The sequence below is a fragment of the Streptomyces sp. NPDC015220 genome, from assembly GCF_043079345.1.
In the GTDB taxonomy this organism is placed as follows: Bacteria; Actinomycetota; Actinomycetes; order Streptomycetales; family Streptomycetaceae; genus Streptomyces.
This window is the reverse complement of the sequence record NZ_JBIBUK010000020.1, coordinates 30,725-45,382: the sequence shown is the minus strand read 5'-3', so window position 1 is coordinate 45,382 and position 14,658 is coordinate 30,725. Positions and strand designations below refer to the sequence as shown.

The 14,658-nt window shown below is 74.8% G+C and carries 12 protein-coding genes and 1 pseudogene; 7 read left to right on the top strand and 6 right to left on the bottom strand.

The window, feature by feature from the left end; translation table 11 throughout:
• Nucleotides 1-36 precede the first annotated feature (36 nt).
• Both ACF061_RS29890 and ACF061_RS29885 read left to right on the top strand, forming a co-directional pair.
• Nucleotides 37-2,118, top strand: a complete 2,082-nt coding sequence (locus ACF061_RS29890) for a SpoIIE family protein phosphatase (protein ID WP_392270113.1) — start codon at nt 37-39, stop codon at nt 2,116-2,118.
• A 393-nt stretch (nt 2,119-2,511) separates the two neighbouring features.
• Nucleotides 2,512-3,400, top strand: a pseudogene (locus ACF061_RS29885) (phosphodiester glycosidase family protein); the annotation flags it as partial.
• A 19-nt stretch (nt 3,401-3,419) separates the two neighbouring features.
• Here ACF061_RS29885 and ACF061_RS29880 read toward each other — a convergent pair.
• The 6 genes from ACF061_RS29880 to ACF061_RS29855 all read right to left on the bottom strand — a co-directional run bounded on the left by ACF061_RS29880 (nt 3,420) and on the right by ACF061_RS29855 (nt 8,756).
• Nucleotides 3,420-3,614, bottom strand: coding sequence for a hypothetical protein (locus ACF061_RS29880; RefSeq protein WP_392270112.1), 195 nt, complete (start codon nt 3,612-3,614; stop codon nt 3,420-3,422).
• 114 nt (nt 3,615-3,728) lie between these two features.
• A complete protein-coding gene (locus ACF061_RS29875; RefSeq protein WP_392270111.1) occupies nt 3,729-4,598 on the bottom strand; it encodes a phosphatidylinositol-specific phospholipase C/glycerophosphodiester phosphodiesterase family protein in 870 nt (289 codons plus the stop codon).
• A gap of 176 nt (nt 4,599-4,774) precedes the next feature.
• Nucleotides 4,775-5,920, bottom strand: a complete 1,146-nt coding sequence (locus tag ACF061_RS29870; RefSeq protein WP_392270110.1) for an acyl-CoA dehydrogenase family protein — start codon at nt 5,918-5,920, stop codon at nt 4,775-4,777.
• Complete coding sequence (locus tag ACF061_RS29865; RefSeq protein ID WP_392270109.1) at nt 5,917-7,110, bottom strand: acyl-CoA dehydrogenase family protein; 1,194 nt, start codon at nt 7,108-7,110, stop codon at nt 5,917-5,919. Before ACF061_RS29865 ends, ACF061_RS29870 begins: the two co-directional genes overlap by 4 nt.
• Nucleotides 7,107-8,084, bottom strand: a complete 978-nt coding sequence (locus ACF061_RS29860; protein WP_392270108.1) for an NADPH:quinone oxidoreductase family protein — start codon at nt 8,082-8,084, stop codon at nt 7,107-7,109. The genes ACF061_RS29865 and ACF061_RS29860 overlap by 4 nt, the downstream gene beginning before the upstream one ends.
• Before the next feature lie 84 nt (nt 8,085-8,168).
• Nucleotides 8,169-8,756, bottom strand: a complete 588-nt coding sequence (locus ACF061_RS29855; RefSeq protein WP_392270107.1) for a helix-turn-helix domain-containing protein — start codon at nt 8,754-8,756, stop codon at nt 8,169-8,171.
• 78 nt (nt 8,757-8,834) lie between these two features.
• On the opposite strand from ACF061_RS29855, the gene ACF061_RS29850 reads away from it, so the two are divergent.
• From ACF061_RS29850 to ACF061_RS29830, 5 genes are all read left to right on the top strand, one after another.
• Entirely contained in the window at nt 8,835-9,794 is a 960-nt protein-coding gene (locus ACF061_RS29850; RefSeq protein WP_392270106.1) for an NAD(P)/FAD-dependent oxidoreductase, read from the top strand.
• Nucleotides 9,795-10,305: 511 nt separating this feature from the next.
• Nucleotides 10,306-11,856 (top strand): ATP-dependent DNA ligase, encoded by a 1,551-nt coding sequence (locus ACF061_RS29845; protein ID WP_392270192.1) that lies wholly within the window; start codon nt 10,306-10,308, stop codon nt 11,854-11,856.
• Complete coding sequence (locus ACF061_RS29840; protein ID WP_392270105.1) at nt 11,853-12,410, top strand: NUDIX domain-containing protein; 558 nt, start codon at nt 11,853-11,855, stop codon at nt 12,408-12,410. The genes ACF061_RS29845 and ACF061_RS29840 overlap by 4 nt, the downstream gene beginning before the upstream one ends.
• A 76-nt stretch (nt 12,411-12,486) precedes the next feature.
• Complete coding sequence (locus ACF061_RS29835) at nt 12,487-13,872, top strand: NADP-dependent succinic semialdehyde dehydrogenase (RefSeq protein ID WP_392270104.1); 1,386 nt, start codon at nt 12,487-12,489, stop codon at nt 13,870-13,872.
• Nucleotides 13,873-13,897: 25 nt separating this feature from the next.
• Nucleotides 13,898-14,134 carry a DUF6213 family protein gene (locus ACF061_RS29830; protein WP_392270103.1) on the top strand — a complete coding sequence of 79 codons (237 nt, stop codon included), beginning with the start codon at nt 13,898-13,900 and terminating at the stop codon, nt 14,132-14,134.
• Nucleotides 14,135-14,658 lie beyond the last annotated feature (524 nt).

Here is a 14,658-nt window from a genome sequence, read left to right as displayed (position 1 = left end):
GCGGGCGCACCGGCGCGCGGCCCGAAGGAGGTCCCTGTGGCGTACGGCAATCCGGGCCGGCCCGTGGACAGGACGACGGCCGCCATGCTGGAGGCCCTGTTCACCAGCTCACCGGTCGGACTGCATCTGTTGGACACCGACCTGCGGGTGGTGCGGCTGAACACCGCGACGCGGGCCATGCGGGGCGTGACCCTGGACGACCTGGTCGGACAGCCGATCCGCGACGTGTACCAGATGGTCTCGGACAACGAGGTGGAGCCGGTCCTGCGCCACGTCCTGCGGACCGGCGATCCGCTGTGGAAGCACATCGTCCGGGCGCACATCAGGGGCGATCCGCCCGAGGAGCGCTACTTCGAGATCACCGCCCTGCGTCTGGAGAGCCGGCGCCAGGAGGTGCTCGGGCTGGCGGTCACCGCGATCGACGTCACCGACCGCGAACGGGCACGCGAACGCACCGAGGTGCTCGACGCCGTGCGGCGGCAGGTGGGACGGACCCTGGATCCGGCGGTGACCGGCGAGGAGCTCGTCAGCGCGCTGGTCCCGGAGTTCGCCGACATCGCCGTCGTGGAGGTGGTCGACTCGGTGATCCGCGGCGACGAACCCCCGCCGGCCCCGCTGCCGCCCGGCACCCCCCTGATGCGCACCGCGTTCCGCAGCGGCCACACGCACCCGCCGCAGGCGCATCCGGTGGGGGACGTACGGCGGGTGCCGGCGCCCACACCCTTCACCCAGGCCCTGACCGACCTGCGGCCCCGCGTGGTGGAGCTGCGGCCGGCCGCACCGTGGATGCCCGTCGACCCGGAGCGGACGGAGGCGATGCACTCCTCCGGCTCCCACACTCTGCTGGTGGCGCCGCTGGCCCTGCGCGACGCGGTGCTGGGTCTGGTCAGTCTCTACCGCGCGGGGCAGTCGCCGCCGTTCGACGTGGGCGACCGGCAGCTCGCGGTCGAGCTGGCCGCGCACACCGCCCTGGGCATCGACAACGCGCGGCGCTTCGTCCGCGAGCACGCCATCGCCGCCACGGTCCAGCGTCAGCTGCTGCCCCGGGCCCCCGAGGCGCACGCCTCGCTGGAGACCTCCTACCTGTCGGTCAGCGGCGCCGATCCCGGTGCCTGGTACGACTCCATCGCCCTGTCCGGGGCCCGTACCGCGCTCGTGGTCGGGAACGTGTCCGGTCGGGGCCTGAACGCGGCGGCCAGCATGGGCCAGCTGCGCACCGTCATCCGTTCCCTGGCGGCGTTCGACCTCGCTCCGGACGAGCTGCTGGCCAGGCTGCACGACACGGCGGCGGAGCTGGCGTTCGAGCGGGCGAACCTGCCGCTGGGCGACCCGCTGCGCCGGGAAGCGCTCACCGCGAACTGCGTGTACGCCGTGCACGACCCCCTGGCCGGCACCTGTGTGATGGCGACGGCCGGCCGGCTCGCCCCGGTCGTGGTCCGCCCCGACCACGGCGTCTTCGTCCCCGACACCCCGACCGGGCCGTGCCTGGGCGCGGCGGAGGACGCGCCGTACGCGACGGCCGAGTTCTCGGTGCCGCCCGGCAGCGTGCTGGTCTTCACCAGCGATCCGCTGGTCACCGACTACCTGGCGGAGTCCTCACGGCAACTGCGGGCGGCGTCGGACTACGCCGAGCGGCCGTTGCAGGAACTGTGCGACGCCGTGGTCTACGCCCTCCCGGACGGTCTGGGCGCGGGCGACGCCGCGGTGATCATCGCGCGTACCCGCGCCTTCCCGCCCGGCGACTTCGTGACCTGGGACCTCGACTTCGACCACACCGCGGTCGCCACGGCGCGTCACCGCGCCGGCGACCAGCTCGCCGAATGGGGCGAGAACCCCGAGACGGCCTTCAACACCCAGCTCATCGTGAGCGAACTCGTCACCAACGCCCTCCGCTACGGGGCCCCGCCCATCGAGCTCCGCCTGATCCACGACCGCACCCTCACCTGCGAGGTGGGGGACGCCAGTCCGGCCGCGCCGCACCTGCGGCACGCCCACGTCGCCGACGAGGGGGGCCGGGGCCTGTTCCTCGCCGCCCAGCTGGCCCAGGCGTGGGGCATCCGGTTCACGTCCTCGGGCAAGACGGTCTGGACCGAGCAGTCCCTCGTGCCCAGCCGCTGACAGCGGGCAGCCGACCCGGTCGCGCGCGGAGGGAAGGGGCGCACTCCTCCCCCGCGCCGCGCCGGTGCCCGCGGGCGTGTCCGCCGACCGTCTCCCCCGTCGTCCCGTCCGCCCACCGGGCGCGGACGGGCGGCGGCCGGGGCCGGGACCGTGCGGGGCGAGGACCACCAGCACAACGACCGGCACCAGGACCGGCCAGGGCGAGGACCACCAGGACAACGGCCGGGGCCAGGACCGGCCAGGACGCGGACCACCAGAACGGCGACCGGGGCCAGGACCGGCCAGGACGCGGACCACCAGAACGGCGACCGGGGCCAGGACCGCCAGAGGGAGACAGGAGGGGCCGGGGCGGCCGGTCCCGGCCCTCCTGTCTCCCTCTTGGCGCCGCGGTTCACCCAGCACCCCGGCGTCGCGGCGACCGGGTCGGCCGTCGGCCCGGAGATCGCGGACGGCCGGGCACTGAAGGCCGCGGTGCCGCGCGGCCGGCGCTTCGGCCCCGCCCTGCCGCCAGGTACGACCACCGAGGACGTCCTGGGCGTGGGCACGGACGGCACGGCCCGCCTGGGCCGGCTGGCCCTGACCGGCTCGGTGAGCACACCGCAGGGCCGACTGGAGCTGGGCGGGATCGACCAGTACGCCCTGCCGGTCGGCTCGATCGGGGCCTACACCTCCGACTGGGGCGGCGTCTCCCGGGCCCGGGCCTTGTGCGGCACGGACACCGACCGGGGCGCGCCGTGCGGCACGGACGCCTACGAGGTGACGGTCAGCGGCGGCCGGGTCGTCGCCACGGCCGACCAGCCGGACGGCGGCGCCCCCGTCGGCACGACGGTGCCGGTGGGCCGTGAGGCGGGGGCGCGGCGGCTGCGCGAGCTGGTCAGGGGCGAGGCGGTGCGGGTGAGCACGATCTGGTGGCGGCCTCCGGCGCCCGGCTGGCGTTCGCGGTCGGCGGCTACCCGGCGCTGCGGCACGGCATCGCGCCGTCCGGTCCGGACGACACGGTGTCGGCGGTGCGCACGGCCGTGGGCATCGGCGGCGACGGGCACCGTCTGCTGCTCCTGGCCCTCGACGGCGGGGCCGCGTACCGCGGCGGGCTCACCGTCGCCGAACTCGCGACCGCGCTGCGGCACCTGGGCGCCACCGGGGGTTTCGACCTGGACGGCGGCGGTTCCGGCACGCTGGTGCTCCGGACGCCCGGCGAGGACGCGGTGCGTGTGCTCAACCCCCCGAGTGGGGCGCGCAACGGGCGGTCGCGAACGGGATCGGCGTGTTCTCCGCCTCCTGAGGTCCGGCACGGGACCGGTTCAGGGCCGCAGGCTGCTGACGATCTGCGCGGTGGCCGCGAGGCCCTCGTGGATGGTGGGGGCCAGGCAGGAGCCGGCCAGGAAGAAGCCCAGCATGCCGCAGACCAGGGCGTGCGAGAACTTCAGCGAGCAGTTGCGCACGAAGATGACCGCCAGGACCGCGAGCAGCAGCACCACAGAGATGGAAATGGCCACCGTCAACCTCCTCCGCCACGCCCACTTCGCGGCTTTCGGCGGCAAGTGTGACGTAGCGGAGGGTTCGCTCGGGCGGCTGACGTGTCCGCCGAACGTGTGGTTCTGCCGTCGGTCCTACTCGCCCCGCCCGCGCGCGTCGAGGAAGGCCTCCAGGCCGGCGAGGTCGTCGGTGTTGAGGTGGTCGACGCCGGCGGCGAGCAGTTCGCCCCAGAGCGCTTCACGGGCCGGGCCGGGCGTGTCCGGGGTGGCCCAGAACCGTACCCTCTGGCCGTGCGCGTGGGCCCGGCCGACGATGCCTCGCAGTTTGCGCCGTTCGGTGTCGGGGAAGGGGCCGGTGCCGAGCCAGCCGAAGTTCAGCGTCCAGTTGTCGCTGATCAGCGGGACGAAGGTGGCCGGGGCGGGGCCGTCGAGGTCGGTGAGCCGGCCGTCGTAGAAGGCCCGCCGTACGCTCTGCGCCTCCATCGGGCCCCGGGCCGCGCGGTCTCCGGAGACGACGGCGGTGACCGGGCCCGGGTGGACGCGTCCGTTCGCATAGGTGGTGAACAGGCGCGGGTAACGCCTCAGGTGCCGGTCGAGCTCCAGGTACGTCGAGGCGCCCTCCGTCTTGACGTCGATCAGCAGTTGCAGCGGCGGGCGGCGCCAACCCCGGTAGACGGAGCCCTGGTTGGCCTTGATCCGGGCGGCCAGCGGGGCGAGGTAGAGGGATTCGAGGGTGCGTCGCGGATCGAGGTCCACCGGGTCGTGGGCGACCAGGAGCCGGTCGCCCACGAGGTAGATGTCGGCCTCCACGCTGCCGAAGCGGTGGTCGAGGGCGTCGAGGAGGGGCCGGGGGTGCTCGTAGTCGTTGTGGGCGTGGGCGCGCCGCAGTGGGCGTGGGCCGTGGTGGGCGTCGTCCGCGGACGCGCGCGCCGCGGGCAGCGCCACCGCGCCCGCGAGAGCGGCGCCGAGGGTGGTGAGGGCTCTGCGACGGGTGGTGAGGGCCATGCTCTGCCTCCCTTGAGGGACCGTACGGAACCTCAAGGGAGTATGCGGACCGCGGCCGCCCGAAGTACGGCAGTGGCAGGTGAGTTGGCCGGATGGACGGCCGTCGTTCACTCGCCCGGGGCGGGACGCGGCGCCGGGCCCGCCCCTGGTGGGACGGGCCCGGGCGGGTGCTCGCGTCAGGGCGCCCGGAGGTCGGCCAGTTCGGCCAGCGCCTCGCGGTGGGCGCCCGCCGTGCCGAAGGCGATGGAGTCGGCCTTGGCCCGCTTCAGGTAGAGGTGCACCGGGTGTTCCCACGTCATGCCGAGACCGCCGTGCAGTTGCAGCGCCTCCTCGGCGGCGCGGACGGCGACCGGGGCCGCGTAGGCCTGTGCGAGGGCGGACGCCAGGTCGGCGTCCTCGTCCCGGGCGAGCGCGTCGGCGGCGTTGCGGGCGGCGGCGCGGAGGTTGACGACCTCCAGCCAGAGCTGCGCGAGCCGGTGCTTGAGCGCCTGGAAGCCGCCGACCGGCCGGTTGAACTGCTTGCGTTCCTTCAGGTAGCGCACCGTCTCCGTCAGCGTCCAGTCGGCGAGGCCGAGTTGCTCGGAGGCGAGCAGTCCGGCCCCGGCGCGCAGGGCCCGGCGCGCGGCGAGCCCCGCGTTGCCCAGCCGGCGCCCGGCCGCGCCCGCGAGGGCGACCGTCGCCACCGGCCGGGTCAGGTCCAGGGACAGTTGCCCGGTGACCGACACGGCGTCCGCGTCCGCGTCGACCGCGTAGAGCCCGCCGTCGTCCGCCGGCACCAGCAGGACATCGGCCGCGGCCGCGTCGGCGACACCGGTCAGCTCGCCGTGCAGGCGCCCGTCCGCCGTCCGCGCGGTGGCGAAGGCGCCGCCCGGTGCGGTGTGCAGTCCCACGGCGAGGGCGCCGACGGTGCGGCCGGAGGCGAGCCGGGCCAGCAGCTCGGCGGCGTCCCCGGCGCCCTCGGTGCCCCGCGCGCCCGCGCAGGCCAGCAGCGCCTCGGTGGCGACCACGGCGCTGGTGAGGTACGGGACGGGGGCCACAAACCGGCCCAGTTCCTCCAGTACGACGGCCGCTTCGCGGTGCGTGGCGCCCTGGCCGCCCCGCGCCTCGGGCACCAGCAGACCGGCCAGGCCCATGCCGTCGGCGAGCGACTTCCACAGCGCGCGGTCGTGCGGCGCGTCGGACTCCACCCGCGTGATCACGCCCGCGGCGTCGCAGTGGTCGCCGAGCAGGTCCCGCAGGGCGGCGCGCAGCGCCTCTTCCTCCTCCGAGTACAGCAGGTCGGGCTCGGTGCTCGGCGTGCTCGGCGTGCTCGGCGTGCTCATCGGGCGAGGTCCTTCCAGGCGACGTCCTTGTCGGTGCGCGGCTCGGCGGGCAGGCCCAGGACGCGCTCGGCGACGATGTTCAGCAGGACCTCGCTGGTCCCGCCCTCGATGCTGTTGCCCTTGGAGCGCAGGTAGCGGTAACCGGCGTCGCGGCCGGTGAAGTCGACCAGCTCGGGACGGCGCATGGTCCAGTCGTCGTACAGCAGCCCCTCCGCACCGCGCAGTTCGACCTCCAGGCCGCTGATCTCCTGGTTGAGGCGGGCGAAGGCCAGTTTCATGCCGGAGCCCTCGTAACCGGGCTGGCCGGCGACTAGCTGCTGACGCAGGCGCTCGGCGGTCAGGCGGGAGACCTCGGCCTCGACCCACAGTTCCAGCAGCCGCTGGTGCAGGTCGTGGGTGCGCAGCTCGGGGCGTTCGCGCCAGGTCCTCGCGACCGGGCCGATCATGCCGCCCTCGCGGGGCAGCCGCATGCCGCCGATGGAGACGCGCTCGTTCATGAGCGTGGTCTGGGCGACCCGCCAGCCGTCTCCGACGTCGCCCAGGCGGCGTGAGTCCGGGATGCGGACGTCGGTGAGGAAGACCTCGTTGAACTCGGCCTCGCCGGTGATCTGACGCAGCGGCCGGACCTCGACGCCGGGGTCGGTCATGTCGCACAGGAAGTAGGTGATGCCCTGGTGCTTGGGCAGGTCCGGGTCGGTGCGGGCGATGAGGATGGCCCAGCGGGCGAGATGGGCGCTGGAGGTCCACACCTTCTGCCCGTTGACCACCCAGTCCGCGCCGTCGCGGACGGCGCGGGTGCCCAGGGCGGCCAGGTCGGAGCCGGCACCGGGCTCGCTGAACAGCTGGCACCAGACCTCCTCCCCGGTCCACAGGGGCCTGAGGAAGCGCCGCTTCTGCTCCTGGGTGCCGTAGCGCAGGATCGTCGGGGCGGCCATGCCCAGACCGATGCCGATGCGGCGCGGGTCGTTGTCGGGGGCGCCCGCGGCCTCCAGTCCGGCGTCCACGACGGCCTGGAGCGAGCGGGGCGCGCCGAGGCCGCCGAGGCCCTCCGGGTAGTGCACCCAGGCGAGCCCGGCGTCGAAGCGGGCCCGGAGGAAGTCGAGGCGGTCGGTCGCCTCCGGCGGGTGCGCGGCCAGGAACAGGCTCGTGCGGCGGCGCAGTCCGGCCGCGTCGATCCGGCTGTCGGTCATGCGACGGCTCCGTTCCCCGACGCGGGCACCACGACGACGCGGCCGGTGGTGGACCCGTCGGCGACCCGTTGCACGGCGTTCGCCGCCCCGTCCAGCGGCACCCGCTCGCTCACCAGTGGCTTGATCGCGCCCCGGGCGGCCAGCTCGGTGAGCCGCTCGTGGCAGTGCCGGACCAGCTCGGGATCCTCGGTGTTGTACAGGCCCCAGTGCAGGCCGAGGATCGAGTAGTTCTTCACCAGGGCGTGGTTCAGCGCCGGGCTGGGGACGGTCCCGCTGGCGAAACCCACGACCACGATGCGGCCCTCGAAGGCGACGGTCTTGGCCGACTGGGCGTAGGCCGGTCCGCCGACCGGGTCGAAGACGACATCGGCGCCCCGGCCGCCGGTGGCCTCCTTGACGGCTGCGACGACGTCCTCGCCGCGCCGGTCGACCACCACGTCGCAGCCCAGCTCCCGGGCCACGGCGGCCTTCTCGGGCCCGCCGACGACACCGATGACGGTCGCGCCGGCCGCCTTGCCGAGCTGCACGGCCGCGCTGCCCACGCCCCCAGCGGCGGCGTGCACGAGCAGGGTCTCGCCGGCCTCCAGCCGGGCCCGGCGGTGCAGGCCGAACCAGCCCGTCTGGTAACCGATGTGCAGGGCCGCCGCCTCGGCGTCGTCCAGCGCCTCCGGCGCGGGCAGCAGCGCGGCGGCGTCGGCGACGGCGTACTCGGCGAAGCCGCCGTACGGCAGCGCGGGGTTGGCGATCACCCGGCGGCCGTCCTCGGTCTCGCCGCAGATCTCCACCCCCGGGGTGAACGGCAGCGGCGGCCGGACCTGGTACTGGCCGCGGCACAGCAGGGCGTCCGGGAAGTTGACGCCGGCGGCCCGCACCTTCAGCAGCACCTGGCCCTCGCCGGGCGTGGGCGGCCCGGTCTCCTCCAGGCGCATCACCTCGCCGGGCTCGCCGTTCTCGTGCACTCGCCATGCCTGCATGCGCCGCCTCCACGGGTGACTGCGTCGTCGGACCGGGTCGATCGCATACTAAGCGGTCGCTTGCCGATCGCGGAACACCCGGAGTCAGTCGCCCTGGCCACGCGGGGCGTGCCGCGCCCGTACGTGCATGCGCTCGCCCTGCGGACCGAAGAGGCTCAGGAACTCCACCGGCCCTTCGCCCGTCGACCCGAACCAGTGCGGCACGCGCGTGTCGAACTCCGCCGCCTCGCCGGCCTGGAGCAGCACGTCGTGCTCGCCCAGCACCAGCCGGAGCTTTCCGGAGAGCACGTACAGCCACTCGTAGCCCTCATGGCTGCGCGGATCCGGTTCCAGCTTCCGCTGCGGTTCGAGCACCTTGTACGCCTGCAGGCCGCCCGGCTGACGGGTCAGCGGCCAGTGGGTGCGCCCACCGCGCACGATCGGCTTCCTGGCGCGCACCCTCGGGTCCCCGACCGGCGGCGCGCCGACCAGTTCGTCGAGCGGCACCTGGTGGGCCTGCGCGATCGGCAGCAGCAGTTCCAGGCTGGGCTTGCGCAGGCCGGACTCCAGCCGCGAGAGGGTGCTGACGGAGATGCCGGTGGTCTCGGACAGGGCCGCCAGGGTCACCTCGCGCTCCCTGCGGATCCTGCGCAGCCTCGGTCCCACGCCTGCCAGTACGTCGTCGGTGGTCATGCTGGTATTGCAGATTCGGCAACGGCGTTTGTCAATCCGGCAGCACTCGGGGGACCGTCGTGCGCGGAGGTGGTCACCATGACCGAGAGCTACGAGGTGGTCGTCGTCGGAGGCGGCGCGGCGGGGCTGTCCGCCGCGCTGGTCCTGGGCCGGGCCCGGCGGCGCACGCTGGTCGTCGACGCCGGCGAGCCGCGCAACGCGCCCGCCGCGCACATGCAGGGCTTCCTGTCACGGGACGGCATGGCGCCGGGCGAACTGCTCGCCGTCGGCCGCGAGGAGATCGCGCGGTACGGGGTCGAGCTGGTCCGGGACCGGGCGGTGGACGCGACCCGGGACGCCGCGGGCGGATTCGGCGTCACCCTGGCCGGCGGGCGCGCCGTGCACGCCCGGCACCTGGTCGTCGCGACCGGGCTGAGGGACGAGCTCCCGACGGTCCCGGGCGTCGCCGAGCGCTTCGGCCGGGACGTGCTGCACTGCCCGTACTGCCACGGCTGGGAGGTGCGCGACCAGGCCTTCGGCGTGCTCGCCACGACCCCGCTGAGCGTGCACCAGGCGCTGATGGTGACGCAGTGGTCCAAGGACGTGACCCTGTTCCTGCACGAGGTCGCCGAGACGGAGCCGTCCGACCAGGACCTGCGCAGGCTGGCCGCGGCCGGCGTCGCCGTGGTGCCCGGGAAGGTGGCGGAGGTCGTCGTCGAGGCCGACCGGCTGACCGGGGTCAGGCTCGCCGACGGCACGGTGCACGCCCGCGAGGCGCTGTTCGTCGCGCCGCGCCCGGTACCGCGGACCGGACTCCTGCGGCGGCTGGGCGCCGAGCTGCGCGAGACACCGTTCGGCGCCTACCCGGTGATCGACGAGCGCGGCCTGACCTCCGTCCCCGGCCTGTGGGCGGCCGGCAACGCGAGCGGTTTCGCCGAACAGGTGATCAACGCGGCCAGCCGCGGCTACCGGGCCGGCGCGGCGATCAACGGCGAGCTGCTCTTCGCCGACCTCGACGCGGCGGTCGCGGCACGGAGCGGGGCGCCGTCCGGCGAATGAACGGGCGCGGCGGGTGCGGGGCACGGCGGATGCGGGACGGTCCGGGGCGCGCCTCCGGAGCGCGTGCGGTACGCGTGCGGTACGCGTGCGGTACGCGGGACGTACCGGGCCGCGCCGCGGACACGAAGCCAGGGCGCGGGTCCCGGGAGCCGGCGTCCGGGTGACGGGTCCGGGAGCCGACGTCCGGGAGGCGGGTCCGGAAGCTCACATCCCGGAGCCGACATGAAGCCGGTCCAGACGCCGACGTCCGGGAGGCGGGGCCCGAAGCCCGGACCCGGAAACCGGCTCCGGGTGCCGGTGTCCGGTACGGCCGGTCGGGGCGCCGGCCCCGCCCGGCCTCGCCCGGCCCGGCCCGGCTCCGGGGCGCGGGTGCCGGCACGGCCCTGTCGCGTCCGGTCCGCGCGCCACCCCGCGGACGGCCCTCCCCGGGGCGCCCGCGCACGTCCGCACCGTCCGTACGCGTCGTCGGCGCCCGGGTGTGGAGAAGGACGCTCCGGTGCAGGATGACTGCATGTTGCTCGCCCGGCTGGCACAGGTGTCGCGGGAGGTCGCCGCCACTTCGGCGCGGTCCCGCAAGACCGCCCTGCTCGCGGAGCTGTTCCGGGAGGCGGAGGCGGACGACGTTCCGATCGTCATTCCCTATCTGGCCGGACGGCTGCCGCAGGGGCGGCTCGGCGTCGGCTGGAAGGTGCTCGGACGCAGCGTCGAGCCGGCCGCCGGGCCCTCCCTCACCGTGGCCGCGGTGGACGCCCGGCTGAGCGAGCTCGGCAAGGTCTCGGGGCCCGGCTCACAGGCGGAACGCTCCCGGATCGTGGGTGAGTTGATGAGCGCCGCGACCGAGGACGAGCAGCGCTTCCTGCTGGGGCTGCTCACCGGCGAGGTGCGGCAGGGAGCGCTGGACGCCATCGCCGTCGAGGGGCTGGCCGGGGCCACCGGCGCGCCGCCGGCTCAGGTCCGGCGGGCCGTGATGCTGGCCGGGTCGCTGCAACCGGTGGCCCGGGCGCTGCTCTCGGACGGCCCCGCCGCCCTGGAGCGCTTCCGGCTCAGGGTCGGCCGACCGGTCCTGCCGATGCTCGCGCACAGCGCCTCCTCGGTGGCCGAGGCGGTCGGGAAGCTGGGCGCGTGCGCCGTGGAGGAGAAGCTGGACGGCATCCGGGTCCAGGTCCACCGCGACGGGGACACCGTGCGGATCCACACCCGCACCCTGGACGACATCACCGACCGGCTGCCCGAAGTGACCGCGGCCGCGCTGGGGCTGGCGGGCGAGCGGTTCATCCTGGACGGCGAGGTCATCTCCTTCGGCGCGGACGGCCGCCCGCGCTCCTTCCAGGAGACCGCCGGACGCGTCGGCTCCCGGACCGACGTGGCCACGGCCGCCGCGGCGGTCCCCGTCTCCCCCGTCTTCTTCGACGCGCTGTCGGTGGACGACCGCGACCTGCTGGACCTGCCGTTCACCGAACGGCACGCCGAGCTGGCCCGGCTGGTCCCGGAGCCGATGCGGGTCAGGCGGACACTGGTCGCCGGACCGCAGGACGTCCGGCGGGCGGAGGACTTCCTCGCCCGGACCCTGGAGCGCGGCCACGAGGGTGTGGTCGTCAAGGCCCTCGGCGCCGCCTACAGCGCGGGCCGGCGCGGCGCCTCCTGGCTGAAGGTCAAACCGGTGCACACGCTCGACCTCGTGGTCCTGGCCGCCGAGTGGGGCCACGGCCGCCGGACCGGCAGACTGTCCAACCTGCATCTGGGCGCCCGCACCGCCGACGGCGGCTTCGCGATGCTCGGCAAGACCTTCAAGGGCATGACGGACACGATGCTGGCCTGGCAGACCGACCGGCTGCGGGAGCTGGCGGTCGAGGAGGAGACCTGGGGGGTGACCGTGCGTCCGGAACTGGTCGTGGAGATCGCCTACGACGGTCTGCAGCGCTCCACGCGCTACCCCGCGGGCGTCACGCTGCGCTTCGCCCGGGTCGTGCGCTACCGGGAGGACAAGCGTCCCGAGGAGGCGGACACCGTGGAGACGCTGCTGGCGGCCCATCCGGACGTACGACCGCAGGCGCGGCCGTGACGGATCGGCGGGACGAGCGCGACCGGCGGGACCCGCGCGCCGAGCGGGGCGGGCGGGGGCAGGGGGAGCGCCGGAGCGGAGCGGCCCGGCGGGGCAGGCGCAGCGCCGGCCTGTTGCTGTTCCGGCGCGCCGGCGACGGCGGCCTGGAGGTCCTGCTCGGTCACATGGGCGGACCGCTGTGGGCGCGGCGGGACGTGGGGGCGTGGACCGTCCCGAAGGGCGAGTACGAGCCCGGCGAGCCCGCCTGGGACGCCGCCCGGCGCGAGTTCCAGGAGGAGCTGGGGCTCGCTCCGCCCGACGGCGAGGCGGTGCCGCTCGGTGAGGTCCGGCAGGCCAACGGCAAGATCGTGACGGCCTGGGCGGTCGAGGGCGACCTCGACCCCGCGTCGGTGGTCCCCGGGACGTTCTCCATGGAGTGGCCGCCGCACTCGGGACGGACGGGCGAGTTCCCGGAGCTCGACCGCGTCCAGTGGCTCGGACTCGACCGGGCGCGCGAGGTGATCGTCACGGCCCAGGCCGCGTTTCTGGACCGACTGGCTGAGCACTCGCGCTGAGGAGGACCCCACGCGTTGCGGCCGGGACCGCGGCGCGCGAAGGTCGAAGCACAGCCCGCTCCCAGGGAGGTCAGTCATGTCCATCGCCACGGTGAACCCGGCCAACGGCGAGACGCTCAAGACGTACGAGGCCATGGGCGAGGAGGAGATCGAACGCCGGCTGCAGCTCGCCGAGGCCACCTTCCGCACCTACCGGACGACGTCCTTCTCCGAGCGGGCCCGCATGCTCAACAGGGCCGCCGATCTCCTGGACGAGGACCGGCAGGAGATCGGTCGGGTCATGACCACGGAGATGGGCAAGCCGGTCGTACAGGCCCGCGCCGAGGCCGCGAAGTGCGCGAAGGCGATGCGCTGGTACGCCGAGCACGCCGAGGAACTGCTGGCCGACGAGGAGCCGGCCGAGTCGGACGTGAAGGACTCCGGCGCCTCGCGGGCCCTGGTCCGCTACCGGCCGCTCGGTCCGGTGCTCGCGGTGATGCCGTGGAACTTCCCGCTCTGGCAGGTGGTCCGGTTCGCGGCGCCCGCGCTGATGGCCGGCAACGTCGGTCTGCTCAAGCACGCCTCCAACGTCCCGCAGACCGCCCTGTACCTGGAAGACCTGTTCCACCGGGCGGGCTTCACCGAGGGCTGCTTCCAGACCCTGCTCGTCGGCTCCGGCGCGGTCGACGACATCCTGCGCGACGAGCGGGTGCGGGCGGCCACCCTGACCGGCAGCGAACCGGCCGGCCGGGCGGTCGCCTCCACCGCCGGGGAGATGGTCAAGAAGACGGTGCTGGAGCTGGGCGGCAGCGACCCGTTCGTCGTGATGCCCTCCGCGGACCTCGACCGGGCCGCCGAGGTCGCGGTCACCGCGCGGGTGCAGAACAACGGGCAGTCGTGCATCGCCGCCAAGCGGTTCATCGTGCACACGGACGTCTACGACGCCTTCGCCGAGCGCTTCGTGGCCGGCATGAAGGCGCTGAAGGTGGGCGATCCGATGCACGAGGAGACCGAGGTCGGGCCGCTCTCCAGCGAGCGGGGCCGGGCCGATCTGGAGGAGCTGGTCGACGACGCCCGGCGCAGCGGGGCGAGCGTGCTGTGCGGTGGCGAACGGCCCGACGGTCCCGGCTGGTACTACCCGCCGACCGTGCTGGCCGGCATCACCCGCGAGATGCGCGTCCACCGCGAGGAGGCGTTCGGCCCGGTCGCCACGCTGTACCGCGCGGCCGACCTGGACGAGGCGGTGCTGATCGCCAACGACTCGTCGTTCGGCCTGAGTTCCAACGTGTGGACGCGCGACGAGAACGAGGTCGACCGGTTCGTGCGGGACCTGGAGGCGGGGGGCGTGTACGTCAACGGGATGACCGCCTCGCATCCGGCGCTGCCGTTCGGCGGGGTGAAGCGGTCGGGGTACGGGCGTGAGCTGTCCGGGCACGGAATCCGCGAGTTCTGCAACATCACCACGGTATGGCACGGAGCGTGAGACTTCCACGGCTACGATCCCTTCTGTGAACCGCGAAGTGACTCTCCCTCTGATCGTCGACGACCGCGGTACCTTGCAGGTGGCCGCGGCCGATGTGAGCAAGCTGCTGCGGACGGTGGGCGGCCGGTGGCTGCGCCTGGTGGAGACCGGGCAGGAGGCTCTCGACGAGGACACGGTGGCCGCCCTGACCATCGAACTGGCCAAGCTGGCCGACCGGATCGACGTCGCCTGCATCGCGCACAGCAGCGGAACCACCGGATAGGCGCCCCCGCCCGGCCCCGCGTGGCGGCGACGACGCGCGACCGCCCCGGCTCCCGCCCCGGCCGCGCCGCCCCTCGGCCGGCCCGCGGCGGTAACCCGCGCCGCCGACGCCCGGCGGCGCGGGTTACCCACAGCCGGAAGGGCCGGAACACGCCGGAGGCGGGGAGCCGGCGCGGCACGGGTCCGGTGGGCGCGCGGGTCCCCGGCCGGCGGCGTTCTCCCCCGTTCCGCCCCGGCGCCGGGCGCCGTGTCCCGGCTCGCCGTGCCGCGGGTCCGGCGGGACGAACCGACCGGGCCCCGGTTCCCGAGCGCCTGCTCCTACCGCCCTGACCGGCGGACTTCTCGGCTCCCCCGCCTCTTCTCCCGCCGCCCCGCCGATGCCGCGGGCGCCGTGCGGCCCTCGTCCGCCGTCCCCGGAACGGAGTAGTCCCGCGAGATATCGTCGCTCTCCCGGGCGATCGTGGATGGACCACCCCTGTGGGTGCGCAACCCTCTGACCGGGGGGCTACCGGCCTTCCGGAAGGC